Here is a 25,938-nt window from a genome sequence, read left to right as displayed (position 1 = left end):
AGGTCGCATTGCGGCACTGACCTCCACCAAAGCTGAATATACAGCTGCTGCACAAACAGGCCCCAGGCCTGTGAAGACGCAAAAAGCGGAGGAGCGCAGGCTCCTCCGCTTTTTGTTTTTGGGGCCGCTCAGGCATCTGCTATAACTCATCGTCTCAGGCGTGAACTCATTCAGGGAGAGTAGTGTGAGTCAACATCAGCTCAGGATGCTGCCTTCCTTGCTGGCAGACACGCAGGCGATGGTCATCGACAGCAACCGCCATTACCCCCGTCATAGTCATGACCAGTACGGCATCGGACTGATTCATCGCGGTGCCCAGCGTTCTGCCAGTGGCTGCGGCAGGGTGGAGGCCGGCCCCGGTGAACTGATCATGGTGAATCCGGGCGAAGTGCATGATGGTGTGCCACTGGCCGAAGAAGGGCGGCAGTGGAGCATGCTGTATTTTGAGCCGTCGCTACTGCATGAGCTGGCCAGTGAGCTGGAACTGCCCTTTTCTGCCGAACTCAGTCTGGTGCGGCCTGTCGCCCAGGATCAGCGCCTGCGGCAGCAGTTTGTTCAACTGTTTCAGCGAGTCACGTCGGTCAGACAGGCGCATCAGGCACAGGTGGATGTGGCCGCTCGTCTTGCCGCAGAGGAGAGTGCGGTCTCTACGCTGGTCTACCTGCTGGCACACCATAGTCAGGCCAGACCGCTGATGCCAGCCTCTGCCACGGTGGAGCAGGTCCGTCAGCGGCTGGCTGATGAGCCGCTGCAGGCACCTTCACTGCACGAGCTGGCCGCGATGGTGGGCGTCAGCCGCTTCAATCTGATTCGCAGTTTCAACAAGGCACTGGGGCTGTCGCCTCATGCCTATCTGCTGCAGCAGCGCCTGCATCTTGCCCGCCGTCTGTTGCTGAGTGGCCATAAACCTGTGGATGCCGCACTGGCGGCAGGGTTTGCCGACCAGAGCCATATGACCCGGTTGTTTCGGCGCCAGTACGGTATTACACCGGGCCTGTATGGGCAGATCGGCAGCCAGTCCTGATCGTCTCATCGTTGTCTGCCTCTCCCTGCAATTTCATTCAAGACCCGCCCCCGCGCGCTTTCTAAAGTGTCTCCTTTCAGGTTTAGAGGAGAAAACCATGAAGAGCTCACAGTGGCACGGTTACGGTTATCTGGCACTGGCCATGATGATGGTGGGGAGTACGGTGATAGCCAGTCGGCTGATTGCTACCGGGCTGCCTCCCTTTACCGCAACGGCGGCACGATTTGCCATGGCCCTGCCGATCTTTCTGCTGCTGATGAAGCTGACCGCCACGCCATGGCCACGCCCTCGTCGTCATGATGCCTGGGTGCTGATCTGTCAGGCAGGGGCGGGCAGTGTGGCCTACACCGTGCTGCTGATCAGTGGCATGGCGCACACTTCTGCCGCCAATGCCGGGGTGATCAGCGGTACCCTTCCGGCTGTTACCGGGCTGGTCGCCATGGTATTGCTGCGGGAGAAACCGGGGCGCAGCACCTGGCTGGCGGTGGCTCTGAGCTCACTGGGGGTCATGCTGTTACTGGTGCCTGCCCAACAGGGCTCTGCGCAGGCGGGCAGTCTTTACGGTGATGGGCTGATACTGGCGGCCATGGTCGCAGAGGCCCTGTTCATCCTGCTCAATCAACGTCTGCAGCAACCCATTCCCCCGCTGGCCTTATCGACCCTGATGAGCGCATTGGGATTGCTGCTGACGGCGATACCGGCACTGGCCGAGCGACCCTGGACGCTGGCGCCCATACCGCAGGCCTGGTGGGCAGTGCTGTACTATGCCGTGGTGCCGACAGTGATGGGCTTCTGCCTGTGGTATGCCGGCAGCGCTCGTATTCGCGGCTGTGCCGCCGCCCCCTTTACTGCCGTTGCACCGCTGACCACGGTGCTGCTGGCGGCGTTGTGGCTGGACGAGCCGATCCTGCTCTGGCAGTGGCTGGGCATGGGCTGTGTGCTGATGGCGATCCTGACGGGGCCGCTGCTGGCATGGTACCGGCGCTCAGGCGAGCCTGTTCAGGCGCGCTATGAGTAAAGCCGGATTGTAGCCGGGGCATCAGTACCCGAGCGTCAGACCATCCAGCGATATGCTGGCGGGTTGTCCGCTGAGCTGCTCAGCCAGCAGGGTGGCGCTGCCACAGGCCAGGGTAAAACCCAAAGCACCGTGACCGATATTCAGCCACAGGTTGCCCCAGCGTGTGGCGCCGATGACGGGCAGGCCGGTCGGTGTGGCCGGACGCAGGCCTGCCCAGCTATGAGCTTGCGCGAAGTCGCCCGCTGCCGGGAAGCTGGCCGTGGCCTGCTGGCGCAGACTCTGGATGCGTCGTGGGGTGATCAGGGTGTCCTGTACACCGATATCCACCATGGCCGCAACGCGCAGGCGCTGCGGCAGGGTGCCGGTAGCGGGCAGACGGGCATAGACCATTTTCCGTTCGTAGTCAGTCACGCTGATGTGCGGTGCGACTGCCTCTTCAGCCAGTGGCAGCGTGAGGCTGTAGCCTTTCAGCGGGTAGAGCGGCAGACGTAAGCCGAGCGCTCCGGCCAGTTCATAGCTGCCCATCCCGGCAGTCAGAATATAGTGATCCGCCTGTAACGGGCCGAGGTCGGTCTCAATTGCCTGAATCTGCCCCGCGTGCTGAGTCAGCGCAGTCACGGGGCATTGTTCTAACAGTTGAAAATGAGTCTGTTGCTGCAGGTAGCCAAGCAATGCCTGACAGAACAGATGGCAGTCGCCGACTTCGTCGCCCGGCGTAAAGATCGCCCCGCTCAGCTGCTCTGCCATACCCGCCAGACTGGGCTCAAGCGCCAGCAGTTGCTGCCGGTTCAGCACCTGCTGACTGTCGGGTGCGACCAGGCTGGCGGCGGCCCGGGAGAGGGCCTGTGGCCGCCGGTAGACCACCAGCTTGCCGTTACAGCGCCAGCTGAAATCCGCCAGTGGTGACTGCGCCTGCCAGAGATGCAGTTGCTGCTGACTGAGCAGTGCCAGTTGCAGCAGCCGCTGGCCATTGCGCTGATTGACCGAGCGCCGGCAGGCGGCAATGAAGGCGGCACACCAGCGCCACTGTTGCAGGTCGAGCTGGGGGCGAAAGGTCAGCGGGGAATCGCGGTTCAGCATCCAGCCCAGTGCCTGCAGCGGTACGCCGGCATCGGCCAGTGGCGCTACATAGCGGTAGCTGAGCTGGCCACCGTTGGCGTAGCTGGTGCCCATGCCGACCTCGCGGCAGGCATCTAGCAGCGTGACGCGGTGGCCGCGTTGCAGCAGGGCATAAGCGGTGGTCAGGCCGATAACACCTGCACCAATGATCAGGCAATGTGAAGACATGATGGGGAAATGGGCCTGCGTTGCCGAGAATGACGTCATTCTGGCCAGCCGACGGCAGGCTGACCAATGAATACTGTCATTTGGGTTATAACCCAGGGTTATGGACTATACTGCCCGCCATCATTGTTGTGGAGGGTCGCCGATGCGCTTGCGCCATATCGAGATTTTTCAGGCCATTATGCAAACCGGCTCGGTCAGCGGTGCAGCCCAGCTGCTGCATATCTCCCAGCCAGCGGTGACCAAGGCATTGCAGCATGCTGAGCTGCAACTGGGCTTTGCGCTGTTTCAGCGGGTCAAGGGCAAGCTGGTCGCCAGCGAAGAGGCGAAGATGCTGGAGCCGGAAGTGGCGCAGGTATTCGAGTCATTGCGGCGGGTACAGCAGCTGGCTGAGAATCTGCGTCAGCCTCTGGAGCGGCCTTTGCGCCTGCTGGTGATTCCCACGCTGGCGCAGTATCTGCTGCCGCAGGTGGTGCCGCTCTGGCATCAGCGCAGTCGCCAGCCGCTCAGCATTGCGACTCAGCACAGCCGCGAGATGGTGCAGAAGCTGGTGCTGCAGGAAGCCGACATGGGCATTACCTTCCATCCGGTGGCCCATCCCAACCTGCTGATGAAACCGCTGCTGCAGGGGGCGCTGCGGGTCATTGCCCGTCCCGGATACTGGACAGAGGAGGAGCTGCAGCAACCCTGCAGCCTGTCGTTACTGGCGGGGCAGCCCCTGATTGGCTTCGATAGTCATGATCCGATGAGCGGACTGCTTAACAGTCATCTGCAGCAGCTGCAACCGCCACCACAGATTCAGACCCGGGTGCAGAACTATCAGCTGGCCTGCACTCTGGTAGAAGCCGGGCAGGGGCTGGCCATTGTTGACCCCTTCACGCTGATTGGCTCACCGCTGCCAGGCCGTCCACTGGAACCCAGAATCAGTATTACCCTCTATGCCCTGTGCCGGCTGGAAGATGCGGATCAGCCTGCTCTGCAGCTTTGGCTGGAGTGCCTGACTCGCGTGGTTAAACAGGCTCTGGCGCCTGGCTCAGCCCAGCGGAGTTAGCTTGCCGCCGCGGGCAAGGGCGCGCTGATAGGCGGGCTGCTCCGTGACGCGGCTGAGAAAGCGGCCAATATGAGGATAGTCGCTGAGATCGGCCCGGCTGCTGGCCGCCTGCAGGGGAAAGCTCATCTGGATGTCTGCACCGCTCAGTTGCTCGCCGGTAAACCACGGGCGCTGCGCCAGCGTGTCGTTGATCAGTGCCAGCTGTGGCAGCAGGCGTGGCGTCAGGAAGATCTCCTGCACCTTGCTGCTCAGGCCGCGGGCGACCGGGCGAACAAAGAAGGGCATGGGGTTTTCAGGCATGCGGGTGAAGATCAGCTTCATCACCAGCAGTGGCATCAGTGAGCCCTCGGCAAAGTGCAGCCAGTAGCGGTAATCCAGCAGCGGCTGCCCCGATCCTGGGCGCAGACGTCCATCGTCATAACGATCCAGCAGATATTCGATAATGGCACCGGACTCGGCGATCACCAGTTCACCGTCACTGATAATCGGCGCCTTGCCCAGCGGGTGTATGGCCTTGAGGCTGTCGGGGGCGGCCATGGTCTGGGGATCACGGCGGTAGAGGCGAATGTCGTAATCCAGCCCCAGCTCCTCCAGTAGCCACAGAATGCGCAGGGAGCGGGAGTTTTCCAGATGGTGAACGATGATCATGAGGGATCCTTGTCAGGGTGATGGAAACCGACCGGCGCTCAGCTGTTCTGTAGTGCCTGTCGTTCAGCCTTGTGCTGCTTCTGTTCCTTGAGTCGCTGCTTGTAGGCCGTCAGTTCATCAATACGGATGGCAAAGCGATTTGGATGTATCTCATGGCCCCGCGCATGGGCATAGACCTGAGTGAATTCGGCGCCGAAAAACAGGATGCAGGCCGAGTAATGTACCCACAGCAGAATCAGCACAAAGGCACCGGCGGCACCGTAGGTGGAGACCGCACTTTCCCGCCCCAGATAGAGCGACAACCCCCATTTTCCCAGAGTGAAGAGCAGTGAGGTGATGGCGGCACCGGTCCAGACGTCCAGCCAGCGAATATCGGCATCGGGCAGAATCTTGAAAATCATGGCAAACAGCAGGGTGGTAACGGCAAAGCTGACCAGCAGGTTGAGCGCCTGCCAGAAGGCGCCGGGCAGTGGCATCACATCGCCGAGCCAGCCGGACAAGGCGCTCAGGCAGACGGTAATCACCAGAGAAGCCATCAGCAGAAGGCCGATACAGAACACCATGATCAGCGCCAGCAGCCGGTCAATCACCATGCCGCGAACTCCCCGGTCCGGTTTGGGCATGATGCCCCAGATGGTGTTCATGGCATCTTTCAGCTGACCGAAAATGCCTGTGGCACTGAAGATCAGCAGGCCGATACCGACAACGGCCATCAGCCCGCTGGAGGCGGTGGAGCGGGCGCTGTTGATCATGTTTTCCACCGCCGAGGCGCCCATCGGGCCGAGGGTTTCGGTCAGCTGTTCGCTGATGGCACCGCGCGCGGCGGCTTCGCCGAAGATAAAGCCCGCCACCGAGATGGCAATGATGATCAGTGGTGCCAGTGAGAAGATCGAGTAGTACGCCAGTGCCGCAGCCAGTCGCATGGCGCGGTCATCCAGCCATGCCGTGGCGGTCATTTTCAGCAGTGGCCAGAGGCTGGGGAGGGAGCGTCCCGCAGACATAATCGTTCCTTGGATAGCAATGCTGCAGGGCATGGCCGTGCAGTGAATAGACGTAAAGCGGTTATCTGCGGCAGATCACAGGAGCACAATGCTGGCCTGAACAGGTGAGTTTCTGTCGTCAGAAGATTGCAGCCAGGCTCTAGTCTATATGTCCGGATGGGGGGGAAGGCAAATCCGGGAGGTCGTTTCCGTGCGGAGACAGGCGGGTATACAGGAGAGAAAAACATCTGGGGCCGGGAGTCAGCCGCCCCAGACGGAAGGGGTATAAAGGAAAACTCAGCGCTCGACGAAGGCGCGCTCGATCACGTAGTGGCCCTGATCGCCGTGGCGTGACTCGACAAAACCGCGCTCATCCAGAATGGTGCAGAACTCTTTCAGCATGCTCGGGCTGCCACACAGCATAAAGCGGTCATGCTCGGGGTTGATATCGGGCAGACCGATATCGGCAGTGAGCTTGCCGGATGTCAGCAGATCGGTCAGGCGGCCCTGATTGCGGAACGGTTCACGGGTGACGGTGGGGTAATAGATCAGTTTTTCCCGCACCATGTCGCCGAAGAATTCATTGCCGGGCAGCTCTTCAGTGATGTACCGGGTATAGGCCAGTTCGGCCACGGTCCGGCAGCCGTGAGTGAGGATCACCTTGTCATAGGCGTCGTACACTTCCGGATCCTTGATAATGCTCATGAAGGGTGCCAGACCCGTGCCGGTGCTGAGCAGATACAGGTTGCGGCCGGGCAGCAGGTGATCATTGATCAGGGTGCCGGTGGTTTTACGACCGATAAAAACTTCGTCGCCAACCTGAATGTTCTGTAGTCGTGAGGTCAGCGGGCCATCGGGTACCTTGATGCTGAAGAACTCCAGCTCTTCCTCATAGTTGGCACTGGCAATACTGTAGGCACGCAGCAGAGGCTTACCTTCGACTTCCAGACCGATCATGGTGAAATGGCCGTTCTTGAAGCGAAAACCGCTGTCACGGGTGGTCTTGAAGCTGAAAAGATTGTCGGTCCAGTGGTGGACGCTGAGCACGCGTTCTACATTCAGGTTTGACATGGCGACCTCAGAGAAGTGTCGGAGCGCGGGTCCCGGTGAGAACGTCATCGCAGACTGCTGCAGTGTGACGTCGTTCCTGATGCGAAGAGGCGCGCTCAAAGAAGATGGGCTTCACTCTATGCCTGGGCCCTTTATATGGAAAATAGATAGTTTTTCTAAAGTTGATCAGCTGAACTGATTCCAGCAGTTCATAGCGCCAGCGGTTATAAAAACAAGAGCACCCATTGTGCTGACGATCTCGCAGACAAACGCAATGCCGTTTAGGCTTGCTCTTATAAATCAAATGATTAGCCGGGCTTGAGAGTGCATCTATGATGGTTGAGGTGTTTCTGGTCAATTCTGTGGTGGTGTCGCTGGCGGTTGGCGTGCACTACGAATTCCTCTATCGACTGACCACGCTGTTACCAAAAATGCGAATTTTGCACCGATCTCGCATCGTGCTGGGGGTGATGGGCGCGTTGGTGGCCCATGCGGTGGAAGTGTGGATTTTCGCCATCGCCTACTTCTTTATGCATCACACCGACGGCTGGGGGCAGCTGACGGGCAGCTTTGATGGTTCACTGATGGACTGTGCCTACTTTTCCTTCACGGTGTTCAGCACCGTGGGATTTGGTGATATCGAGCCTGCCGGACATCTGCGTTATCTGACCGGTATCGAGTCACTGACCGGTTTGTTGCTGGTGACCTGGAGCGCGTCTTTTCTGTTTCTGGAAATGGAGCGCTACTGGAAAACACGGCTGTGATGAAAGAAGAGCAGAACAGCAGCAAGAGCGCAGGGTCAACAGAGAAAGCGGGAAACAACTCAGCAGCTGACCTGCCAGCATGCGGTGGCAGGTCAGGGGTAAAGCGGCGGGCAGATACTATGCCAGCAGGTTATGGGTGACGTCTTCCCAGTAGAAACGATAGACCCAGGCGTGAATATTGCCGGCGACTTCCTCCAGCTCACGCTCAACTCGCTCACCGCCCCAGCGCAGATAGGCATTCACGGCGGTCTTGTTGGCTTCAAATACCCACAGGTGCATGCTCTTGCTGCCTGCTTCTTCCAGACTCCAGCGTGCACCACGCTGCGCCAGCTGGCGGCCCAGACCGCGGCCTTTCAGCTCCGGCTGCACATGCATGTTGTCCAGCAGGGTGCCCCAGCTGGGCTCTTCCGGCTTGCGACAGTAGACAAAACCGATCAGCTCACCGTGCTCTTCGGCGAGGCAGAGAAAATCATCCTTGCCCTGATAATCGGCCGGGCGGCCAGCCAGCACCTCCAGCCAGCGATTTTTGTGGATATTGGGTACCTGTTGATCAAGAAAGGCATCAGGCAGAATGCCGCGCAGGCTGGTTTGCCAGCTCAGGGTATGCAGTTTGGCAATGGCTTCCGCGTCTTCTGAATGCGCTTGTCGATATACGAGATTTGTCATTGTAATAACCATTCATTGCGGGAATTTTGCATCTCCAGAATCTGCAGATGCAGGGTGTTGAGGTGATCCTGCCAGTAGTCTTCCCGTGCCAGCCAGGGGAAGTGCATGGGGAAGGCGGGGTCAGCCCAGCGACGTGCCAGCCAGGCACTGTAGTGCATCAGCCTCAGGCTGCGCAGGGCATCGATCAGATGCAGCTGGCGTCGGTCGAAATCGTGGAAGGTCTCATAACCTTCCAGCAGCTCGATCAGCTGCAGGGACTGCTGCTGGTGATCACCACTGAGCAGCATCCAGATATCCTGTACCGCCGGGGCCATCACGCTGTCGTCAAAGTCAACGAAGTGCGGGCGTTCATCACGCCAGAGCACGTTGCCGGGGTGGCAGTCGCCGTGTACCCGAATCCATTCCACCTTTCCGATTTGGACAAAACGCTGCTCGATTAATTCCAGCAGCTGCGCCGAAATAGCGTCATAGCGGTCACGCAGGTGACGCGGCAGCAGCGGGCTTTGCAACAGGAAACTGCGGCTGTCGTGGCCAAAGCGCTGCACGCTCAGTGCTGGCCGTGCCACATAGGGCTGGGCTGCACCCACCGCATGAATACGGCCGATGGTCATCCCCAGCTGGAACAGATGATCAGGATTGTCCAGCTCCGGCGCCTGTCCGCCCTGACGGCGAAACAGTGAGAAGCGAAAGCCCTGATGTTCAAACAGTGTCTGACCGGCGTCGCCCGGCTGAGGTAGCGCGCTGTAGCGCTGCTCCAGCTGCGCACGGGTGGCCGGCGCCACCACTGACAGGTCCTGTTCCTGCAGCGCCTGACAGAAAGCGTGCTCCTCCAGAATGGCGGCATCGTCCCAGCGGGCAGGGCGGTAGAACTTGGCAATCAGCGGCTGATGCTCCTCAATACCCACCTGATACACGCGGTTCTCGTAGGAGTTGAGGGTAAACAGGCGGGCATCGCTGAGCAGGCCGGTACTTTCAACCGCGTCCAACACCAGTTCCGGCGTCAGGGCTTCATAGGGATGGGCAGTGGAGGTCATAGGTAATCCGGCCTACAGCGCTAACAGGTGGAGGAAACGGTCAGGTTCGCATTGCAGACAGCATTTCTGCCCAGAGGGTCTTGGGCTGAGTACGCTGCCTGCGCTGATGACGTGTGCTCCGGCCTGTTAAAGCCAATGTCATGTTAGTCAGGCCGATGATTGTAGGTGCAGGGCGGAGTGAAGTCCAAAGGCGTCCCATGCCGAAACGTAACTGAGCCTCTTTTCAGTGCTTGACCTCGAGTTAACTCTAAGTCTTAGGCTGCGAATACTGGCAGAGCAGAGGTGCTGCCTGCCGCTATCGACAGGAGCGAGCAATGAACAAGATATCGACCCAGCCTGGCAACGACGCAGCGAACAGCAATCCAGCATATAACGACCCGCGCTATCAGGCGGGCTGGCACAAACTGGCAGAAGTGGATGGTGAACAGGGGCAGCGGGTGATCGACAGCCTGCAGGGCATCGCCCCCGATATGGCGCGTTACATCATCGAGTTCGGTTTTGGTGACATCTATTCACGGCCGGGGCTGGACCTGCGCAGCCGCGAAATTGCCACCGTGGCTGCACTGACGGCCCTTGGTCATGCCCAGCCGCAGCTCAGGGTGCATATTCACGGCGCCCTGAATGTTGGCGTGACACCGACGGAGGTGATCGAGACCATCATGCAGATGGCGCTGTACGCAGGCTTTCCGGCAGCACTCAATGCCCTGTTCAGTTGCAAAGAGGTGTTCGCTGAACGGGGTGTATCGCCTGCCTGAAAGCAGCCCACCCTCTGCCGGAGCGTGATGACAGGCGGGTGCGAAACATCTTGAACCAGTTCCACCTGCCTGTGACAGGACAGCTCTATATGAAACATATATGATTCGCATACGTTTTATATGGGTGCTGTACAGCGGTGGTGGTCACCCTGCCCGGTACCCGCAGGAACCTGTCATGGGAATCGTCAATATCTCTGATGCCATGCATCAGGAAGTGCGTCGCGCCAGTCAGGCGCTGACGCGCTCTATCAATGCTCAGGCTGAGCACTGGATGAAGATCGGCATGCTGGCCGAGCTGAATCCCGAACTTTGCTATGCCGATATTTGCCGGCTGCTGATGAATTCACCCACTTTACCTCTGTCGGAGCTGGCTGATGTCCGCCATTCAAATTAAGACCCCTGAAGAACTGGCCCTGATGCGTGAGTCGGGCCGCCTGCTGGCGCAGGTGTTTGCCCATCTCAACGGCTTTATCCAACCCGGTATCAGTACCCTGGCCATCGACCGTGAAGTGGAGCGCTTTATCGTCGAGGAACTGAAGGCCCGCCCGGCTTCCAAGGGCCAGTATGATTTCCCTTTCTGCCTGAACACTTCCATCAATGATGTGATCTGCCATGGCATGCCCAGCGAAAGCGATGTCCTGCGCGAAGGCGATATCGTCAACTGCGATATCACGCTGGAAAAGCACGGCTTTATTGCCGACTCCAGCAAGATGTATCTGGTTGGCGAGGTCTCGGCGGCGGCCAGCAAGCTGGTCAAAGGCACTTATGAAGCACTGTGGAAAGGCATCCGGCTGGTACGCCCCGGTGCGCATCTGGGTGACATCGGTTTTGTGATCGAGCAGTTCGCCAAGAAGCAGGGCTACTCGGTCGTGCAGGAATACTGTGGCCATGGCATTGGCCGGGAAATGCATGAAGAGCCACAGGTGCTGCACTATGGCCGCCGTGGTACCGGCGTCAAGCTCAGGCCCGGTATGGTGTTCACCATCGAGCCGATGATCAATCAGGGCGTACGCCACAACACCACGGACGAAGACGGCTGGACGGTACGCACCCGTGACGGCAAGTTGTCGGCACAGTGGGAGCACACCATTGCTGTGACTGAAACCGGCTATGAAGTACTGACATTGCGTGAAGAAGAGCGTCTGGCCGGGCTCGGTTAAGGCTTCTCGCAGGTAATAACCCGAGACAGCTGACCTTCTGTGCAGCTGTCTGCCCTCCGCTTTTATTCCCCCTCGGTTTTACTGCCCGGCAATAGCAGGCGGTGAGCATGCGCTGACCCTGCGCCTGTTTATTTCAGTAATGGCAGATTGCCTGACAGTGAGGTCACCAGCGCTTTCGGCCCGAACAGCAGCAGACCGTGATAGGTCAGGCGGCGGCCATCCTGCTGCAAGCGTTCACTGTACTGCTCGTAGCTGCGGGCGGTCTGTGCTTCCTGACAGAAATCCACCACCTGTAAATCCGGCGCCAGCTCGGCGGCCTGCTGGCGCAGACTGTGCAGGCGTTCGACATCCGCTGCCAGAATGGGCAACGGCAACTGGGTGATGCCCTGATGCAGCAGCCCTTCACTGTCGGTAATCAGCGGGCCGTTGATGCTGGGTTGCAGCTTGCCGATACCGAGTGCCAGCACGGCGGCGGTGTTGGCGATCAGGCCAGTGGGCAGAGCAGGGTTGATGATCAGTACGCAGCGGTGGGACATGGTCTTTCTCCTGACGGTAAGACAGTCACCCTAACCGCTGCGCCTGTGGTCTGGATTGAAGGAAATTGCGCTTTTAGCAGGTTTTCTGCGCGGGCTGGGCAGAGGCGACCATGGGCTTGCTCAGGCTTGTCTGCTTTTTCAGCAAAACCGCCAGATTGGCCACCACAATCAGCCCCATACCGATGAGCTGCAACAGGCTGAAGTGCTCATGGAAGTAGAGAATATCCACCGCCAGCGCCGTGGCCGGGTAGACAAACGACAGCACGGTCAGGCGCTCCATGGCCAGATACTGAATGGCAAAGTACAGCCACAGATACTGCACCACGGTGTTGAGCACGCCGAGCAGGCTGACACTGAGCCAGTTCACCGAGGCCCAGTGCACATCGGCCAGCAGCACATAGGCGCCCAGTGGCAGCAGACACAGGGAGAGCTGGGTAGCTGCCTGCACTGCTGCCGGTACCGCCCTGACCTGGCGGGTCAGCAGGCTGGTGACAGTGTAGAGCGCGGCGGCCAGCAGGGCATAACCACCCAGCCACCACGGCGCATCCTGCTGCTGATCATGCAGCAGACCCGACACCAGAATCACACCGACGAAGGCCACGGCCATCCACAGCAGGCTGCGGCGGCTGATACGCTCACCGGTCAGCATGGCGCTGGCCAGCAACAGCATGAATGGCTGGGTGTTGTAGATGACGGTCGCGACGGATACCGGAACGTAGCGGTACGCCATAAACAGGAAGACCCAGTTAAGTACCAGGCAGAGGCCCGCAATGCCCGTCAGCAGCAGGCTGCGGCGATCACGGGGAAGGCGGTAGCCTTTGTAGCGGCAATACAGCCAGAGCCCGGCTGAGCCGATCAGACAGCGAAAGAAGGTCAGGGAGACTTCATCCATGTGGGAGGTTTTGACCAGCAGGCCAATCATTCCGGACAGCATCATGGCGCCGCACATGGCCCACAGCGCTTGCTGGGAAGAGGAGGTTGTCATGTTGTCACCTCAGCAGAGAACAGTCGTTGGACTATATCGTTCATATAAAGTGGACTGAAGTGGCATAAAATGAACCTCACGTTCATTTGAATGAACAGTTGTGGTGATTGGAGCGGGAGGTTTACCCATATGGAAATCAAAGAAGAAGCAGACTGGCTACTGTCCTTTCATGCCATGGTGCTGCATCAGGGCATCTCCCGCGCGGCGCAGGTGCTTGGCGTCGCCAAGTCGACCCTGTCCGGGCATTTACGTCAGCTCGAGGAGCGTTATGGTGTGCGTTTAATCCAGCGCACCACCCGCCAGTTTCAGCTGACGGCGGCTGGGGATGAGCTGTTTCGCCATGCCTGTACGCTGGTAGAAACACTGGAGCGCACCCGTAATCAGCTGTCCGTGTTCGCCGAGCAGGTAAAGGGCCTGATTCGCCTGACCGCGCCACTGTCGTCAGGGGCGCATATCATGCCGATCCTGATTCGTGAGTTTCGCGAGCGCTACCCGCTCACCCGCTTCGATCTTCGCCTGAACAATGACCAGCTCGATCTGCTGCAGGAGCGCATTGATGTGGGCTTTCGTGGTGGCGACCCGGGTGATGAGTCACTGGTGGCCAGACAGCTGACCCAGCATATGCGGGTACGGCGTATTCTGGTGGCCGCACCGGAGTGGCTGGCCCGCCACCCTTTGCCGGCTACACCTGAAGCGTTCGCTGATGACGCGGTGATCTATCTGCCGTTTGACCAGTGGCAGCTGCAGCATGAGCAGGGGCCACGGCTGACCGTTACCCCCGAACCTGTAGTGATCTGCAACACCATGGAGTCGGCGGTGCAGCTGTGTTGTCAGGGGCTGGGCGTCGGGCTGGTGACCGAGTTCAGTGCACGTGATGCCATTGCTCAGGGGCGGCTGGTGCGAGTGTTCAGCCAGTGGAGTGCCGAGGACTACCCCTATTATCTGGTCTACCCGAGCCGCATGGCGCCCTCGGTGGCGGTGCGCCGCTTTATCGACTTTACCTGCGAGGCGTTTGCTCAGGGGCGTTTCTACGGCATTCGTCCATTGATAAGCGTCTGACTGCCAGCCAGTGCAGGCGCGGCAGAAGTGGCGGTTTGCAACTACACTTAATGCCTGCAGATGGATGCGCGGTAGCATGCCGCCGCCATGAAGATTGCGAGTGGCGTTGCTTTGGGGCTAAATACGCCGCTTTGACGCCGCCCTTCGCCGTTTCAGCTCTGCGGCTGTCCATCCCTCTTCAATTGGAACCGTCATGACCCGCTTTAGCGAACTGGGCTTGTTACCCGAATTACTCAGCACCCTTGAGGCTCTGAACTATCAGCAAGCCACTGCGGTACAGGAACAGGCCATTCCGCTGGTGCTGAAAGGCCGTGATCTGATTGCGGCGGCCCAGACCGGCACTGGTAAAACGGCCGCCTTCACTCTGCCTATACTGCAGCAGCTGATGACAGGCAGTGCCGCGCGCAGTAACAGCGTGCGCGCACTGATTCTGGCGCCTACCCGTGAGCTGGCGGAGCAAATCCTTCAGGCGGTGCAGCGCTACAGTGCTCATCTGTCACTGCGCAGCTACGCCGTTTACGGCGGGGTCAGCATCAATCCGCAGATGATGGCACTGCGTAAGGGTGCAGACATTCTGGTGGCGACGCCGGGCCGGCTGCTTGATCTGTATCGCAATAACGCGGTGAAGTTCGATCAGCTGCAGATTCTGGTGCTGGATGAAGCCGACCGTATGCTGGATCTGGGCTTTGCCGACGAGCTGGACATGCTGTTTTGCGCGCTGCCGCGCAAGCGTCAGACCCTGCTGTTCTCCGCGACGTTCTCTGAGCGGGTGAAGGCCATGGCCGGAGTGATTCTGCGTGATCCGGCGCGGGTCGAAGTAGCCGCGCCCAATAGTGCGGCCGATACCCTTAATCAATGGCTGATCCCGGTGGATAAAAAGCGCAAGCAGGAGCTGCTGCAACACCTGATCGGCCAGCACTGTGCTACCGACAGTGCGGCGCAGCTGCTGATTTTCGTCAAAACCCGTAAGAGTGTTGATGAGCTGGAAGCACTGCTGAGTGCGCAGGGTTTCAGCATCGGCGCCATCCACGGGGAAAAATCGCAGGCCAGCCGGATGAGCGCCATGCAGGCCTTCCGTCAGCGCGAGGTGCAGATCCTGCTGGCGACCGATGTGGCGGCGCGGGGGCTGGATGTGGATGACTTGCCGCTGGTGATCAACCTCGAACTGCCGGTCAATGCCGAAGATTATGTGCACCGCATCGGCCGCAGCGGCCGTAAAGGCAACAGCGGCTCGGCCATTTCGCTGGTCTGTGCTGACGAGGTAGAACAGCTGGCGACCATTGAGACGCTGATCGGCCATGTTATCGAGCGCCGTGAGGAACCCGGCTTTGCACCTGACCACCGGGTGCCGGAAACTGTGGCCGGTGGGCAGATTGTCAAAAAGCCGAAGAAGCCCAAACAGAAGAAAATTCCCGGTATGGGGCAGGGCACAGCCAGCACCACTGGCAGTGCCAAAAGCGGCAGCAAGCTGCGCTTCATTGATCACCTTGAAGAGGGGCGTACCGGCAACCCTGACCGCCGCCGCAGACGGCGTAAGTAGGCCCTGTCGGCGTGGTTACTGGCCGCGCAGATGGGTGGCGACCTGCAGGGTTTCCAGACAGGTCGCCAGCAGGGTTTCGGCCATCGGCCAGAAGTCCTTGTCTTCAGTGAAAATCCACTCATCCAGTGAACCGATGCCGTCGGTGACCATCTGAAAGTAGAAATTGGCGCGGGTGATGTTGAGATCGGCAGGCAGCTCGCCCCGTGCTACCGCCAGACGCAGTACGCTGGCGGTCAGGGCCAGCACCTTGATTTCATGCTGGCGCTTGATCGACAGCAGCGGACGATTCTCTTCGGTGTTATCACACTTCTGATACAGCACTACCCACACATGGCGCATTGAGCCGGGCTGGCGCCAGAGCCGGAAGTAACGCATGGCCAGTGCATGCAGTTGCGGCAGTGCCGGGGCATCATTGTCGACCTCGGGCAGCGGGTTGTTGTCATAGGCACGCTGACACATGGCCAGACAGATATCCTGACGGGTTGCAAAGTGGCCATAGACCGCGCCGCGGCTGATGCCGGCGGCGCTGGCCACGTCGGAAATGGTGATCTGCGAGATCCCGCGTGCCATGCACACCTGTTCGGCGGCATCGAGAATGGCGTCGCGGGTGAGAAGGGCATCGGCTTTGCTTCGTCGGGCCATGGGTCACTCTTGGTCATGCTGAGTCAGTTTCCCGCCGGCCATGGGCCGGACAGCAAAAAGGCAGCATACCGTAATCACCCGGCGCGACACATCCTGCCTGTGCTGGTGCGCGGACACCTGTTACCGAAAGCAGGCATCAGGGCCAGGGGTAGGGGGCTACCGGCAGTCCCTGCGCTTGCAGGTCTTTGACGACCTCCCGCCGAAGTTTCACCACATCTTTCACCTCCTGCTGCTGCAGGCTGGCTACTTCCTGTTCGGTAAAGGGCGTGTACTGACGTGCATGAAAGGAGTCGCCGCCCCACTCATGCATGACGTAGTTCATCACGGCGGCAATCTCACGGTTATCCAGACTGGCGCTGACTACGCCGGGAACGTGCATCAGATACAGCCTGCCTGCCGGGGTAAAACTGAAGGAGGCGACAAAGCCGCGAAAGTCGGGAATGCCACCGGCCAGGCTGCCGGAGCCGTCCTGACCATGGCAGCCGGTACAGCGCAGGATAAAGTTGTTTTTCGCGCCGAGATCGGGAGAGGCCTGAGCCTGTCCCGTTCCCAGCAGTATCAGGCCCAGCAGCAGGGCCGCCATCCGCTTAGTGCACATCCTTTCTGATTGCCCTCACATCGGTATGAGACAGGGGATTCGCGCGGGCCTGCTCCAGCACCCCGGCATCCAGTGTGGTGCCGGTCTGGTTGAGGTCGTTGAGCACATAGTTCATCAGCTGGCCCATCTGCTCGGCACTGAGGTCGGCCTGGGTGGGCATCACCAGCCCGTAGTAGCCTACGCCATCCACCTCGATGGTGCCCGACAGACCGGAGTTGAGCACGGTGAAGAAATACTCCTGTGCCCGTTTGCCCAGCCCCTGCCACAGCGCGGCATCGACCAGTGGCGGTGCCAGACCCGGCGCCCCCACCCCCGCAGCCTGATGGCAGGCAGCACAGCGTTGATCGAACAGGGCCTTGCCCGCCTCGGCGGCATGCACCGCAGTGGCAGGCAAGGCACCCAGCAGCAGGCCGGAGACCAGTAACATCGCGCTGAGGGAGTTAGGCATTGTCGGCAATACCTACCAGTACGGCGACGGTGCAGTGATAGCCCATGGAGGTATTGGCCATGCACCAGTTGATGTCGTTATGTAATCCCATGCGATAACCGGGGCGCTCGCGTTCGCTGGTGACGCAGGAGGTGCCGTTGCACATGGCCTTGCCGCAGCAGTCGTTGTACGACACCAGATAGTCCTTGCCATCATTGGGGTTGCGGCAGGTGCCGACCCACGACACCTTGGAGGCTTCAGCGCCCGGTGGACAGCTGGTCAGGGTGCCGCCACAGTCATTGCAGAGATTGCCGTCCAGTGCGCAGTAGCGCCAGTAGTCGCAGGTGGCGGGGTCATTGGGGTCTTTCTTTTCCTCATCGGCATATGCCATGCCGAAGTTGCGATCAAAGGGTAGTACCGGTAGTACGCCACTGCCGACTACCAGCAGCCCCAGCTTGCTGATAAAGCTGCGCCGGCCATTCTTCTGTGCGACCTGACGGGTCATGTTTTCCGCCCGTTTGTCCAGGCGCGTCATCAGTGCATCAAGCAGTCTGTTCATCGTTGTCCTTCCTGTGTGCTTAGCATGCTAAACGTGCTCAGGCCTGGGTGTTTTCCAGATAACCCTGAATGGAACCCACCCCCATCTCATGGGCATTGAACAGGCTTTCCAGCTGTTCGCGGCTGTTGATCAGGCCTTTGGAGGTGATCACGCCATTGCTGTCGAGCAGCACCGCAAATGGCAGACGGGATACCCGATAGCCCAGACCCAGTTCGGTAGACAGTACGTAGGGGAAGTCGGTCAGGCCGGTATGGTTGATAAAGCGCTGGTGCTTGTCGGCTTCACCATCACTGGCGAGTACCACATCCAGCCAGTTGCCTTCGCTGTCACGCACGGAGCGCAGGATGGGCAGCAGTTTTTTGCATACAGGGCAGGTGGGGGAAAGGAAGAAAATCAGTTTGGCACGGTTGGCACCTTTGCCAATCAGCACCTTGCCGCCGGTCAGGCTGGGCAGATCGAAGGTGGGGCTGGTATCGCCGACCCGTGGGCCGGAGTCATTGACCAGTGCCCCCATGGGCGCAATCCGTTCAAACAGGATGCCGATCTGGCGGGCGAGGATGAAGAAGCCGATACCCAGGCCAATGACGGCGATAAACAGGAACGCAATCGCAAAATACAGTGCGGTCATGGGATTACCTCAGACTCGTTTTGAAGTTAGGGCGGCGTGAGTGGCATTGATCTGTTCCAGCAGGGCATAGAGCACCCACAGGCACACCCCGGCCAGTACCGCGACGGCGACATCGATACTGCCGCTGGCGTACGGCGTGATCGCCACAGGCAGCAGGGCCAGCAGCACCAGCACGGCGTTACGCAACAACAGGTTGCGATTGAGCAGTTGCGGTGTGCCGCCACAGCCGCACTCGATGCGGGTATGGCCGCGGCGCAGATTGAGCAGAATGGCCGCGCCATACAGACACAGCAGTGCTGCCGCCAGCAGCAGACCCAGACTGCGGCTGGCGCTGAACAGCAGCAGGGCTACGGTCAGCAGTTCCAGCGTGATCAGCAGGTAGGAGACCGGTTTCACCAGTGCTTCCGGCAGCAGATCGTAGTCAGCGACGAAGCCCTGAAACTCGAGCAGGTCGAAGGCCTTGTGCAGGGCGGCGCGCAGAAACAGCAGCAGGGTGAAGACCACGAAGCTCAGGCTGAACAGCTGTAGTACGTCACTCATGGCGTCACCAGCAGTGAAGTGGTCCAGCCTGCCTTGCTGTCGGAGGCAGCCTTGGTGAAGGTGAAATCTTTAGCGGAGCTCAGGGTGTACTCATCCGCGGTTTCCTCATCTTCGTTAGAGCCGAAGATTTTGGGTTCCTTGTCCTGGGTGACGGCAATGGCGACCAGATGCTCGGCAGCGGAGCGGCTGATCAGCTTGTGCTCTTTCAGGCTGTAGGCCCAGATTTCCTTGGAACCATCCTTGTGACTGCCTTCGTAGGCATCCGGATGCATGATCATGAACAGCACGTCATTGGCGCTGTTATAGGCACTGATGGCATAACCGCCGGGAGCCCAGTTGCCTTCCACACCTTTGCTGACTTCGATCTTCTCGGCCAGCTTGAAGGTGTCACTGCTGTCATCTACCAGATACAGGTTGCCGTTGAACGAGGTAAATACCAGCTTACCGGCGCTGGTACGCTGCGCGTGGATATATAGCGCATCGCTGTCGACATCGAAGAACTTGTCGGAGGTGGCGGTGCTGTACTGATCACCGGTGAGCGTGTAGGTGCGAGCCTGACCGGTGCCGCACAGGGTGCTGAAGGCATAGCCCGACAGGGAGGGATAGATGCCATAGCAACCGGGGGTGGGCACTTCGGTCAGCACCTTGCCTGCGCTCAGGTCGACTACCGTCACCGAGGTCGCGGGTGTGGCATTCTGCAGGTAGAGGTATTTTTCATCAGCACTGGCTTCGATCAGCCCCGTCATACCGATGGCCTTGGCGATCTTGTTGGGGACGATGATTTCCTGAATCGGGCTCAGGGTTTTGATATCGAAAACCTGCAGTACGCTTTCGATGGGGCCGTAGGTGTAGCGCTTCATATAGTCAGACAGGGCGTATGCCTTGCTGCCGTCTTTGGAAATGATGAATTGCGAGGTCAACCCCAGCGACATCAGACCCTTGTACGCCATGTCAGCCTGACCATAGACGTGAATCTTGCTGGCACCGTCCCAGCTGGCTTCGTTGACCAGCACGTTGGGGCCGGGTGAGATGGCCTTCTCCACCGACATGACTTCCGGCTTGAACGGCTCGGTATTGGCGAAGGTGGAAGCGTGGACGGTTAATAGTGAGGCAAGAGATAAAGCACTCGCGAGGAAACGTGTTCTTTTCATATCCGGTGGCTCTCATTCGTTGCTCTGCCAGCGGTTAAAGCACGCGGTGTGCCATCTGCTAAAAGGTGTTTTTATTTTTATAATCATGAATGTCGTTAAATGATTGAAATGGTACGAGTTCCTTCCTTGAATAAGGCCGGAAAAATAATGATGCCGGCCTGATGTCAAGGTTTTGTAAGGTTCTGAGGGGATTCGTCTTTGGTGCACAGAAGCTGCGGTCTGCGTATTCAGTGCACGTTTATGGTGATGAATATGGATGCTTGGTGAACGAAATGGTGAGGTGCTAATCAGGGTTCTTTAATCAGTAATAATGCTCGTTATTTTTTTGGTGTTGGTTATTCATGCATTACTGACTTTTCTTATATGAAACAGGCTATTGATAGATGCAGCGTTTGATCTGGTGTGCGGGAAGTTTTTAATCACCACTGTCTATAAATAACGGTGCGCGGGGGCGTGGTCGCACTGCTCAGTGGCAGTAGATGCCTTCCTTGTCGCTGTCTAATGGCGGCTGTGGCCAGAGATACGCCACTTGCCGTATCAGTGGCTATTGGCCTGAGTGGCAAAGTGGCACTTAAAATAAGTATGAAATGTGCAAAAAAGCTACGCTGCATGACAGCGCAGACAGAATGTTTACCTACCAACTATTTGCTGGTCAGCATATATCGTCGTGAACTGTGGCAAAACAGGCGTTAATGTCGCCTGATCTGGCCTGATGTTGAGACTGTCAATTTCGGCTTTTTATTACGATTTTTTCGATATATCGGTTGTATCTGCTGCAAAGTGCGACGGTCAGCCGGCGGACGGCAGCTCCTTAATTCCTCCTTGATATGCCATCTCCGTGTGGGATTCAGACGCGATCTGTACGATTTACAGATCTACACATTTCGATTTTGTAAATGAAATTTATTCTTATTAGCATTCGTTTCCCGTTCGTACATGACTCCGCATCTCTGTGCGGCAGATAGCTTGCTGATGCCTAACAGGCTGTTGAAAATCTATCTGCGTTGCCGAATACCGCGTCAAAAACAGGCTCAAAATGCTCATTTAGTCCACTAAACTCCGCTTTTTCGCCTGTTTTTTCCTTGTCTCGGCTGCCTCGATAACGTTTTTCAACAGCCTGCTAAGGCCTGTCAACGTTCTGCCTGGAGATCAGGCCCATCCCGCAGGGGAAGAGGCCGGGAGGGCTCTCTTGTTTACCCGTTCGACAGGAACCGACGATGTCTAATCACTTCAAGGCACTGGCCCCATCTGCCTCCACTGTGACTTCTCGTGGGGCTGCATTGCGCATCCAGCCTCTGTATGCCGCTGTACTTGCTGCCGGTATGGGTGCCGCCAGCCTGGTCCATGCGGATGACGCGCTGCAGCTCAATACCCTGAGTATCGAAGGCAATGTGCCGGAAGAAACCGTCTCGCCCGATGCCTCCGCAGGCACGCAGATCATCACTGCAGAACAGCTGAAGTCGCAGCCGAAGACCGATCTCAAGGAAATGCTGGCGACCCTGCCCGGGGTGACGGTGCAGCACAGCGGCAATAATTCGGAAATCAACATCCGTGGCATGGGCAGCGAGTACGCCCTGATTCTGGTGGATGGCAAGCGCGTCAGCTCGCGCGAAACGGTGCGTTACGAGCGTGATGGCGGACGCGATACCAACGGTGACCTGAGCTGGATCCCCACCGAAGCCATCGACCACATCGAAGTGATCAGTGGCCCGGCGGCGGCCCGTTATGGTTCCGGAGCCATGGGCGGGGTAATCAATATCATCACCAAGAAGAGCTATGCCAAGCCGCGCACTTCCGTCACCGTCACGACGGAGTTTCCCGAGAACAGCAAGCAGGGTGCCAGCAAGCGCATGGAGTTCAACAGCGCGGGCGGTATCAATGAGGCCTTGTCGTACCGGGTGTTTGGCAGCCTCAGCAAGACCGATGCTGACGAGGCCGACATTCACGACGACGGCACACTGGGCAGTGATGGCTCGCGTGACCGTAATATCGATGCGCTGCTGAGCTGGAAGGCCAATGAGCAGAATACCCTTGAGCTGGAAGGCATCTATGGCCGTGAGGAAACCCTCTACGCCGGTGACAGCGACTACGTTGCTAACGGCGATGTGCGAGCGGTGATGCGCCGCAAAGGCCTGAACCTGACTCACCGCGGTCACTACGGCGAGCTGGAATCCCGCGTCACGCTGGCCTATGACCAGACCCGCAATATCCGCCTGACCGAAGGTCTGGCCGGTGGTGGCGAAGGGGTGATCAACTCCGACGAATTTGGCCCTACAGTCAAACTGACCAGTGTGGGTCTGGACGGCGAAGCCAAATTCCCCCTGCAGGCCGGTGTGCCTCATGAGATCACGGTCGGTGGTGAAGTGAAGCAGCAGAAGCTGTATGACGCGACCAACTCGACTTACGCCGAAGATGGCTATGACCCCGAGTTCAAACTGAATACCAACGCCCAGTTTGTCGAGGATGCCCTGCATCTGACCGATGATCTGGTATTCACCGTGGGTCTGCGTCGTGATGATTCCGACCAGTTTGGCGACAACTACAGCCCCAGCGGCTATCTGGTCTATCACCTCGATTCACGCTGGTCGGTCAAGGGCGGTGTGGCCCGTGCCTACAAGGCTCCCAACCTGTATCAGATCAACCCCAACTACCTGCTGCTGAGCCGCGGTAACGGCTGTTATGGCAATGGCATGTGCTACCTGCGTGGTAACAGCGACCTCAAGCCGGAAACCAGTACCAATACCGAACTGGGCTTCCAGTTTGATGATGAGAAACTGCGCTTTGGCCTGACCTACTTCCACAACGACTTCAAGAACAAGATTGCCAGTGGCCGTACGTCTGACGGCAGCTACAACGGTTATACCGTGCTGCAGTGGACCAATATTGACAATGCCATCGTGCAGGGGGTGGAAGGCTCCTTCAATTACCGTATCAATGACGTGCTGAACTGGACCAACAGCTATACCCACATCATCGAAGCGAAAAACGAAGACACCGGTGCCACCCTGAGCCAGACGCCAAAAGACAGCCTCACCTCGTCGCTGGACTGGCAGACCACCAACAATCTCAACATGATTCTGGCGGTGAACTTTGTCGGCAAACAGCAGCTGGATGAACTGGATATCAAGAACTCCAGCTCTGCCGATGATCTGGCCATTGCCACCTATAAGCTGGGCGGTTATGCCACCTGGGATATTTCGGCTAACTACAAGATCAACGACGACTGGAAGGCGCGCATTGGCCTGAATAACGTTTTTGACCGCGAAGTGACTGCCAGTGATGACAACGATGCCAGCTATGACATCCGTTCGCGGACCCTGTTTGCCAGCCTGACGGCCTCATTCTGATCCGTCGGCAGACAAGGCTACCTGTTATCGCATGACAGGTAGCCCGCGTTACTCCACGTGCTCAGGCCAGCCGGCCCCTTCCGGCTGGCCTTTTTACTTTTTAGCGCTGTTACGAGCTGCCTGGCGCGAGCAGGCAGATGGCAAGGCGCACCTGAGCAGCGACTCGGGTGCTTTAATCTGCGACCATCACTGATTCTGGAAGAGCACAGGCAAAATGGTGGCAAAGGTCAGCGCGCTTAAACTGTAGTTAAAGCAGCGCACGCGCCCTGAGGTATTCAGCACCATCGCGGCGACTCGTCCAAGACACACCCAGCTTGAGTTAGCCGCAAACCCTGTGATGGTGTACACCAGCACAATACTCAGCACCGACCACCAGTATTCTCCGGCGATGGTATAGGTCGCCACCACCGACAGGCAGGATGCCCAGGCTTTGACGTTAGCAAGCTGAAACGCTGCTGCCTGACGCCAGCCTAAAGGTGTTGCTGCCACACGCTTTTCAAATTGACCCCCGGCCAGAATCAACTTCACCGCCAGGTAGCTCATATAGGCTACTCCCAGATACTTAAGGGCGTGGTAAGCGAAAGGTGAGTTTTGCACCAGGACGCCGACGCCTGCGGCACAGAGCACTACCAGCCCGATAATGCCCAGTCGAATACCCAGCAGATGACTCAGCGACTGACGAAACCCAAACTGCGCGCCGGAGCTTGCGAGCAGAAAGTTGTTAGGGCCAGGTGAAATGGCCATGACGGTTCCGAACAGAATGAGCGACGGCAGCAGTGTCCACAACATCATGTTTCTCCAGTGTGGATGGGACATGGCGCTGATCATAACGGAGCCTGTTACGACTGCTGCAGCACTTAAATGTCTCCATGACACTTTAGCCGTTCACTTCGCTACAGGCCTTGAATATGCTGGGGGCTCACTCAAAGTGTACCGATGGCAGTCATGACAGTTTTCGTACCGGATATTGAAGGGCGACCCGGGCCCAAATACAAAGTGTTAGCCGATGCACTGGAGGAAGCCGTCGAGCGTGGCGACCTGCCGGCGAACGCCAAATTGCCATCCCAGCGTATTCTTTCTTACAAGCTTGGTGTCACCGTGGGGACGATTACCCGTGCCTATCAGGAGCTTGAGCTGCGTGGCGTAACCACGCCGATTGTAGGCAGCGGCACTTATGTCAAAGACCGGCGTAAAGCCCAGGAGGAGTATTACCATCCGATTGTGGACCGCGGCGGCATTGACCTGTGCTTGTGTCGCCCGCTCATTATCGGCCAGCAAAAATACCTGATGTCCGCCCTGCAGGAACTGGGTAATGAGCCAGCAGCGCAACGCGCGGTACTGGATTATTTCACCGCTGACGGGCTGCAAGGCCACAGCGATACCTTGCAGCGCTGGATCAACCAGCGTTGGCATACCGCGATTGAGACTTCTCGGTTGCAGTGGACTTACGGCGGCCAGCATGCGCTGGCGGTGATACTGCAGGCCATCACCCGCAGTGGCGATGCCGTGCTTATCGAAGGTTTATGCTACGGCGAGTTTATCAATACCTGCGCCCAGCAAGAGCGCAAAGCCATCGCCGTGGCCATGGATGATGAGGGAATTATTCCTGAAGATTTGCTGCTGCAATGTCAGCGCCATCGTCCGCGTCTTCTGTACATTACGCCTGCGGTACAGAACCCGACCGCCGTGCGTCTGAGCGACTCACGCAGGCTTAAAGTGATCGAAATTTGCCGCCGTTTTAACGTCCTCATTATTGAAGACGACGTGCTTTATTGTCCGCCAGAGCACCGAAGCTCGCCGCTGGTCTCGATTGCGCCTGACATCACGATTTATGTGGGCAGTTTCTCCAAATACTTTGCCGGTGGTATTCGGGTGGGGTACATCATCACCCCGGCTAATCTGAAGCCCTCCATGCAGAAAGCCTTACGCTCTTCCTGTATGCACGTAAGCCCTGTGCTGATTGATCTGGTCTGCCGCTGGTTACAGCAAGGCGCCATGGCCAGGGTCGATGAAAGTATCATGCTGGAGTTAAGCGCGCGCCATCGCATCGTGCATGAGGTGTTCCCACAGGTAAAAGCGAGCAAGGCGATACCCGGCTTTAACATCTGGCTGTCCATTCCTGAAGCGTGCCCAAGCCTGGCACTGACTCAGGCACTGGCCAAAGAAGGCGTTTACGTGCGTGATGCCAGCTCATTCCGTGTGGGTACTTATCCGTTACCTAACGCGGTGCGAATTTCGCTGACGGGGCCGCTCGCGCGCACTGAGCTTGAACAGGGGCTCGTGGCGATTCGCGATAAAATTGCGCTGATGACCAGAGCCACTTATGGATTCGTCGAGTCTGGCGATACTCGATTGCGGGGCGAGCAAGGGCTTCTCACGCCGTGAGCAGACAATGGGGCCCGTGGCGCCCTGTGTGCGTCATTCTGCGCCAGTGCATGAGTGATGTCGTGACAGGCAATGCTCAGGCGTTGCCCCACATGCTCAGGCCAGCC

27 protein-coding genes are annotated in these 25,938 nt (G+C 58.4%); 11 read left to right on the top strand and 16 right to left on the bottom strand.

Annotation, left to right across the window (positions count from 1 at the left end; all coding sequences use genetic code 11):
• Positions 1-184: 184 nt before the first annotated feature.
• Complete coding sequence (locus QCD60_RS07295) at positions 185-1,024, top strand: AraC family transcriptional regulator (RefSeq protein ID WP_279783794.1); 840 nt, start codon at positions 185-187, stop codon at positions 1,022-1,024.
• A 97-nt stretch (positions 1,025-1,121) separates the two neighbouring features.
• Complete coding sequence (locus QCD60_RS07290; RefSeq protein WP_279783792.1) at positions 1,122-2,042, top strand: DMT family transporter; 921 nt, start codon at positions 1,122-1,124, stop codon at positions 2,040-2,042.
• 21 nt (positions 2,043-2,063) lie between these two features.
• Here the strand turns inward: QCD60_RS07290 and QCD60_RS07285 are convergent, their stop codons facing one another.
• On the bottom strand, positions 2,064-3,368 hold the full coding sequence (locus QCD60_RS07285) for a D-amino acid dehydrogenase (RefSeq protein ID WP_279783789.1): 1,305 nt from the start codon (positions 3,366-3,368) through the stop codon (positions 2,064-2,066).
• A 103-nt stretch (positions 3,369-3,471) separates the two neighbouring features.
• On the opposite strand from QCD60_RS07285, the gene QCD60_RS07280 reads away from it, so the two are divergent.
• The gene (locus QCD60_RS07280) at positions 3,472-4,377 is read left to right on the top strand and encodes a LysR substrate-binding domain-containing protein (RefSeq protein WP_279783787.1); all 906 of its coding nucleotides are present in this window, start codon (positions 3,472-3,474) and stop codon (positions 4,375-4,377) included.
• Here QCD60_RS07280 and QCD60_RS07275 read toward each other — a convergent pair.
• From QCD60_RS07275 to QCD60_RS07265, 3 genes are all read right to left on the bottom strand, one after another.
• Positions 4,360-5,025 (bottom strand): glutathione S-transferase, encoded by a 666-nt coding sequence (locus QCD60_RS07275; RefSeq protein ID WP_279783785.1) that lies wholly within the window; start codon positions 5,023-5,025, stop codon positions 4,360-4,362. The genes QCD60_RS07280 and QCD60_RS07275 overlap by 18 nt on opposite strands.
• 38 nt (positions 5,026-5,063) lie before the next feature.
• A complete protein-coding gene (locus QCD60_RS07270) occupies positions 5,064-6,026 on the bottom strand; it encodes a YihY/virulence factor BrkB family protein (RefSeq protein ID WP_279783783.1) in 963 nt (320 codons plus the stop codon).
• Between the two features lie 276 nt (positions 6,027-6,302).
• Positions 6,303-7,076, bottom strand: a complete 774-nt coding sequence (locus QCD60_RS07265) for a ferredoxin--NADP reductase (protein WP_104156110.1) — start codon at positions 7,074-7,076, stop codon at positions 6,303-6,305.
• A gap of 311 nt (positions 7,077-7,387) precedes the next feature.
• Between QCD60_RS07265 and QCD60_RS07260 the strand changes: the two genes are divergently transcribed.
• Positions 7,388-7,819, top strand: coding sequence for a potassium channel family protein (locus QCD60_RS07260; protein ID WP_279783780.1), 432 nt, complete (start codon positions 7,388-7,390; stop codon positions 7,817-7,819).
• Positions 7,820-7,936: 117 nt separating this feature from the next.
• Here the strand turns inward: QCD60_RS07260 and QCD60_RS07255 are convergent, their stop codons facing one another.
• Together QCD60_RS07255 and QCD60_RS07250 are read right to left on the bottom strand one after the other, a co-directional pair.
• Positions 7,937-8,485 carry a GNAT family N-acetyltransferase gene (locus tag QCD60_RS07255; RefSeq protein WP_279783778.1) on the bottom strand — a complete coding sequence of 183 codons (549 nt, stop codon included), beginning with the start codon at positions 8,483-8,485 and terminating at the stop codon, positions 7,937-7,939.
• Entirely contained in the window at positions 8,482-9,519 is a 1,038-nt protein-coding gene (locus QCD60_RS07250; protein ID WP_279783776.1) for a serine/threonine protein kinase, read from the bottom strand. Before QCD60_RS07250 ends, QCD60_RS07255 begins: the two co-directional genes overlap by 4 nt.
• 314 nt (positions 9,520-9,833) lie before the next feature.
• Between QCD60_RS07250 and QCD60_RS07245 the strand changes: the two genes are divergently transcribed.
• From QCD60_RS07245 to map, 3 genes are all read left to right on the top strand, one after another.
• Positions 9,834-10,274: a carboxymuconolactone decarboxylase family protein gene (locus QCD60_RS07245; RefSeq protein ID WP_279783774.1), complete on the top strand. Its 441-nt coding sequence runs from the start codon at positions 9,834-9,836 to the stop codon at positions 10,272-10,274.
• Positions 10,275-10,449: 175 nt separating this feature from the next.
• The gene (locus QCD60_RS07240; RefSeq protein WP_104156105.1) at positions 10,450-10,668 is read left to right on the top strand and encodes a ParD-like family protein; all 219 of its coding nucleotides are present in this window, start codon (positions 10,450-10,452) and stop codon (positions 10,666-10,668) included.
• Entirely contained in the window at positions 10,649-11,434 is a 786-nt protein-coding gene (gene map / locus QCD60_RS07235) for a type I methionyl aminopeptidase (RefSeq protein WP_279783771.1), read from the top strand. The genes QCD60_RS07240 and map overlap by 20 nt, the downstream gene beginning before the upstream one ends.
• Positions 11,435-11,562: 128 nt before the next feature.
• Here map and QCD60_RS07230 read toward each other — a convergent pair whose 3' ends face one another.
• Together QCD60_RS07230 and QCD60_RS07225 are read right to left on the bottom strand one after the other, a co-directional pair.
• Positions 11,563-11,970: a DUF2000 domain-containing protein gene (locus QCD60_RS07230; protein ID WP_279783769.1), complete on the bottom strand. Its 408-nt coding sequence runs from the start codon at positions 11,968-11,970 to the stop codon at positions 11,563-11,565.
• 73 nt (positions 11,971-12,043) lie between these two features.
• Positions 12,044-12,955 (bottom strand): DMT family transporter, encoded by a 912-nt coding sequence (locus tag QCD60_RS07225; protein ID WP_279783768.1) that lies wholly within the window; start codon positions 12,953-12,955, stop codon positions 12,044-12,046.
• Between the two features lie 129 nt (positions 12,956-13,084).
• Between QCD60_RS07225 and QCD60_RS07220 the strand changes: the two genes are divergently transcribed.
• On the top strand, positions 13,085-14,014 hold the full coding sequence (locus tag QCD60_RS07220; protein WP_279783766.1) for a LysR family transcriptional regulator: 930 nt from the start codon (positions 13,085-13,087) through the stop codon (positions 14,012-14,014).
• Positions 14,015-14,207: 193 nt separating this feature from the next.
• On the top strand, positions 14,208-15,554 hold the full coding sequence (locus QCD60_RS07215) for a DEAD/DEAH box helicase (protein ID WP_279783764.1): 1,347 nt from the start codon (positions 14,208-14,210) through the stop codon (positions 15,552-15,554).
• Positions 15,555-15,569: 15 nt separating this feature from the next.
• Here the strand turns inward: QCD60_RS07215 and QCD60_RS07210 are convergent, their stop codons facing one another.
• From QCD60_RS07210 to QCD60_RS07180, 7 genes are all read right to left on the bottom strand, one after another.
• On the bottom strand, positions 15,570-16,196 hold the full coding sequence (locus QCD60_RS07210) for a TetR family transcriptional regulator (RefSeq protein ID WP_279783762.1): 627 nt from the start codon (positions 16,194-16,196) through the stop codon (positions 15,570-15,572).
• 136 nt (positions 16,197-16,332) lie between these two features.
• Positions 16,333-16,779, bottom strand: coding sequence for a hypothetical protein (locus tag QCD60_RS07205; protein WP_279783760.1), 447 nt, complete (start codon positions 16,777-16,779; stop codon positions 16,333-16,335).
• Positions 16,780-16,783: 4 nt separating this feature from the next.
• Positions 16,784-17,242 carry a cytochrome c gene (locus tag QCD60_RS07200; RefSeq protein ID WP_279783757.1) on the bottom strand — a complete coding sequence of 153 codons (459 nt, stop codon included), beginning with the start codon at positions 17,240-17,242 and terminating at the stop codon, positions 16,784-16,786.
• Positions 17,235-17,780, bottom strand: a complete 546-nt coding sequence (locus QCD60_RS07195; protein WP_279783755.1) for a methylamine dehydrogenase light chain — start codon at positions 17,778-17,780, stop codon at positions 17,235-17,237. The genes QCD60_RS07200 and QCD60_RS07195 overlap by 8 nt, the downstream gene beginning before the upstream one ends.
• 37 nt (positions 17,781-17,817) lie before the next feature.
• Positions 17,818-18,408 (bottom strand): methylamine dehydrogenase accessory protein MauD, encoded by a 591-nt coding sequence (gene mauD, locus QCD60_RS07190; protein ID WP_279783754.1) that lies wholly within the window; start codon positions 18,406-18,408, stop codon positions 17,818-17,820.
• A gap of 9 nt (positions 18,409-18,417) precedes the next feature.
• On the bottom strand, positions 18,418-18,948 hold the full coding sequence (locus tag QCD60_RS07185; RefSeq protein ID WP_279783751.1) for a MauE/DoxX family redox-associated membrane protein: 531 nt from the start codon (positions 18,946-18,948) through the stop codon (positions 18,418-18,420).
• Positions 18,945-20,099, bottom strand: coding sequence for an amine dehydrogenase large subunit (locus tag QCD60_RS07180; RefSeq protein ID WP_279783749.1), 1,155 nt, complete (start codon positions 20,097-20,099; stop codon positions 18,945-18,947). The genes QCD60_RS07185 and QCD60_RS07180 overlap by 4 nt, the downstream gene beginning before the upstream one ends.
• A 1,217-nt stretch (positions 20,100-21,316) precedes the next feature.
• Between QCD60_RS07180 and QCD60_RS07175 the strand changes: the two genes are divergently transcribed.
• Positions 21,317-23,446, top strand: a complete 2,130-nt coding sequence (locus QCD60_RS07175) for a FepA family TonB-dependent siderophore receptor (RefSeq protein ID WP_279783747.1) — start codon at positions 21,317-21,319, stop codon at positions 23,444-23,446.
• 186 nt (positions 23,447-23,632) lie between these two features.
• Here QCD60_RS07175 and QCD60_RS07170 read toward each other — a convergent pair whose 3' ends face one another.
• Positions 23,633-24,238: a LysE family translocator gene (locus QCD60_RS07170; RefSeq protein WP_279783745.1), complete on the bottom strand. Its 606-nt coding sequence runs from the start codon at positions 24,236-24,238 to the stop codon at positions 23,633-23,635.
• Between the two features lie 144 nt (positions 24,239-24,382).
• Here QCD60_RS07170 and QCD60_RS07165 point away from each other — a divergent pair, with 144 nt between their 5' ends.
• A complete protein-coding gene (locus QCD60_RS07165) occupies positions 24,383-25,831 on the top strand; it encodes a PLP-dependent aminotransferase family protein (RefSeq protein WP_279783743.1) in 1,449 nt (482 codons plus the stop codon).
• The last annotated feature ends 107 nt before the right edge of the window (positions 25,832-25,938 follow it).

The organism is Pokkaliibacter sp. MBI-7 (assembly GCF_029846635.1).
Taxonomy (GTDB): Bacteria; Pseudomonadota; Gammaproteobacteria; order Pseudomonadales; family Balneatricaceae; genus Pokkaliibacter.
The sequence above is the reverse complement of the archived record's forward strand: the minus strand, read 5'-3'. Positions and strand labels throughout refer to the sequence as shown.

What these genes read in the sequence shown, in the direction of transcription:
- QCD60_RS07290 (WP_279783792.1), top strand. Translation starts at nt 1,122, where the DNA reads ATGAAGAGCTCACAGTGGCACGGTTACGGTTATCTGGCACTGGCCATG.
- QCD60_RS07285 (WP_279783789.1), bottom strand. Translation starts at nt 3,368, where the DNA reads ATGACGTCATTCTCGGCAACGCAGGCCCATTTCCCCATCATGTCTTCA.
- QCD60_RS07280 (WP_279783787.1), top strand. Translation starts at nt 3,472, where the DNA reads ATGCGCTTGCGCCATATCGAGATTTTTCAGGCCATTATGCAAACCGGC.
- QCD60_RS07275 (WP_279783785.1), bottom strand. Translation starts at nt 5,025, where the DNA reads ATGATCATCGTTCACCATCTGGAAAACTCCCGCTCCCTGCGCATTCTG.
- QCD60_RS07270 (WP_279783783.1), bottom strand. Translation starts at nt 6,026, where the DNA reads ATGTCTGCGGGACGCTCCCTCCCCAGCCTCTGGCCACTGCTGAAAATG.
- QCD60_RS07265 (WP_104156110.1), bottom strand. Translation starts at nt 7,076, where the DNA reads ATGTCAAACCTGAATGTAGAACGCGTGCTCAGCGTCCACCACTGGACC.
- QCD60_RS07260 (WP_279783780.1), top strand. Translation starts at nt 7,388, where the DNA reads ATGATGGTTGAGGTGTTTCTGGTCAATTCTGTGGTGGTGTCGCTGGCG.
- QCD60_RS07255 (WP_279783778.1), bottom strand. Translation starts at nt 8,485, where the DNA reads ATGACAAATCTCGTATATCGACAAGCGCATTCAGAAGACGCGGAAGCC.
- QCD60_RS07250 (WP_279783776.1), bottom strand. Translation starts at nt 9,519, where the DNA reads ATGACCTCCACTGCCCATCCCTATGAAGCCCTGACGCCGGAACTGGTG.
- QCD60_RS07245 (WP_279783774.1), top strand. Translation starts at nt 9,834, where the DNA reads ATGAACAAGATATCGACCCAGCCTGGCAACGACGCAGCGAACAGCAAT.
- QCD60_RS07240 (WP_104156105.1), top strand. Translation starts at nt 10,450, where the DNA reads ATGGGAATCGTCAATATCTCTGATGCCATGCATCAGGAAGTGCGTCGC.
- map (WP_279783771.1), top strand. Translation starts at nt 10,649, where the DNA reads ATGTCCGCCATTCAAATTAAGACCCCTGAAGAACTGGCCCTGATGCGT.
- QCD60_RS07230 (WP_279783769.1), bottom strand. Translation starts at nt 11,970, where the DNA reads ATGTCCCACCGCTGCGTACTGATCATCAACCCTGCTCTGCCCACTGGC.
- QCD60_RS07225 (WP_279783768.1), bottom strand. Translation starts at nt 12,955, where the DNA reads ATGACAACCTCCTCTTCCCAGCAAGCGCTGTGGGCCATGTGCGGCGCC.
- QCD60_RS07220 (WP_279783766.1), top strand. Translation starts at nt 13,085, where the DNA reads ATGGAAATCAAAGAAGAAGCAGACTGGCTACTGTCCTTTCATGCCATG.
- QCD60_RS07215 (WP_279783764.1), top strand. Translation starts at nt 14,208, where the DNA reads ATGACCCGCTTTAGCGAACTGGGCTTGTTACCCGAATTACTCAGCACC.
- QCD60_RS07210 (WP_279783762.1), bottom strand. Translation starts at nt 16,196, where the DNA reads ATGGCCCGACGAAGCAAAGCCGATGCCCTTCTCACCCGCGACGCCATT.
- QCD60_RS07205 (WP_279783760.1), bottom strand. Translation starts at nt 16,779, where the DNA reads ATGGCGGCCCTGCTGCTGGGCCTGATACTGCTGGGAACGGGACAGGCT.
- QCD60_RS07200 (WP_279783757.1), bottom strand. Translation starts at nt 17,242, where the DNA reads ATGCCTAACTCCCTCAGCGCGATGTTACTGGTCTCCGGCCTGCTGCTG.
- QCD60_RS07195 (WP_279783755.1), bottom strand. Translation starts at nt 17,780, where the DNA reads ATGAACAGACTGCTTGATGCACTGATGACGCGCCTGGACAAACGGGCG.
- mauD (WP_279783754.1), bottom strand. Translation starts at nt 18,408, where the DNA reads ATGACCGCACTGTATTTTGCGATTGCGTTCCTGTTTATCGCCGTCATT.
- QCD60_RS07185 (WP_279783751.1), bottom strand. Translation starts at nt 18,948, where the DNA reads ATGAGTGACGTACTACAGCTGTTCAGCCTGAGCTTCGTGGTCTTCACC.
- QCD60_RS07180 (WP_279783749.1), bottom strand. Translation starts at nt 20,099, where the DNA reads ATGAAAAGAACACGTTTCCTCGCGAGTGCTTTATCTCTTGCCTCACTA.
- QCD60_RS07175 (WP_279783747.1), top strand. Translation starts at nt 21,317, where the DNA reads ATGTCTAATCACTTCAAGGCACTGGCCCCATCTGCCTCCACTGTGACT.
- QCD60_RS07170 (WP_279783745.1), bottom strand. Translation starts at nt 24,238, where the DNA reads ATGATGTTGTGGACACTGCTGCCGTCGCTCATTCTGTTCGGAACCGTC.
- QCD60_RS07165 (WP_279783743.1), top strand. Translation starts at nt 24,383, where the DNA reads ATGGCAGTCATGACAGTTTTCGTACCGGATATTGAAGGGCGACCCGGG.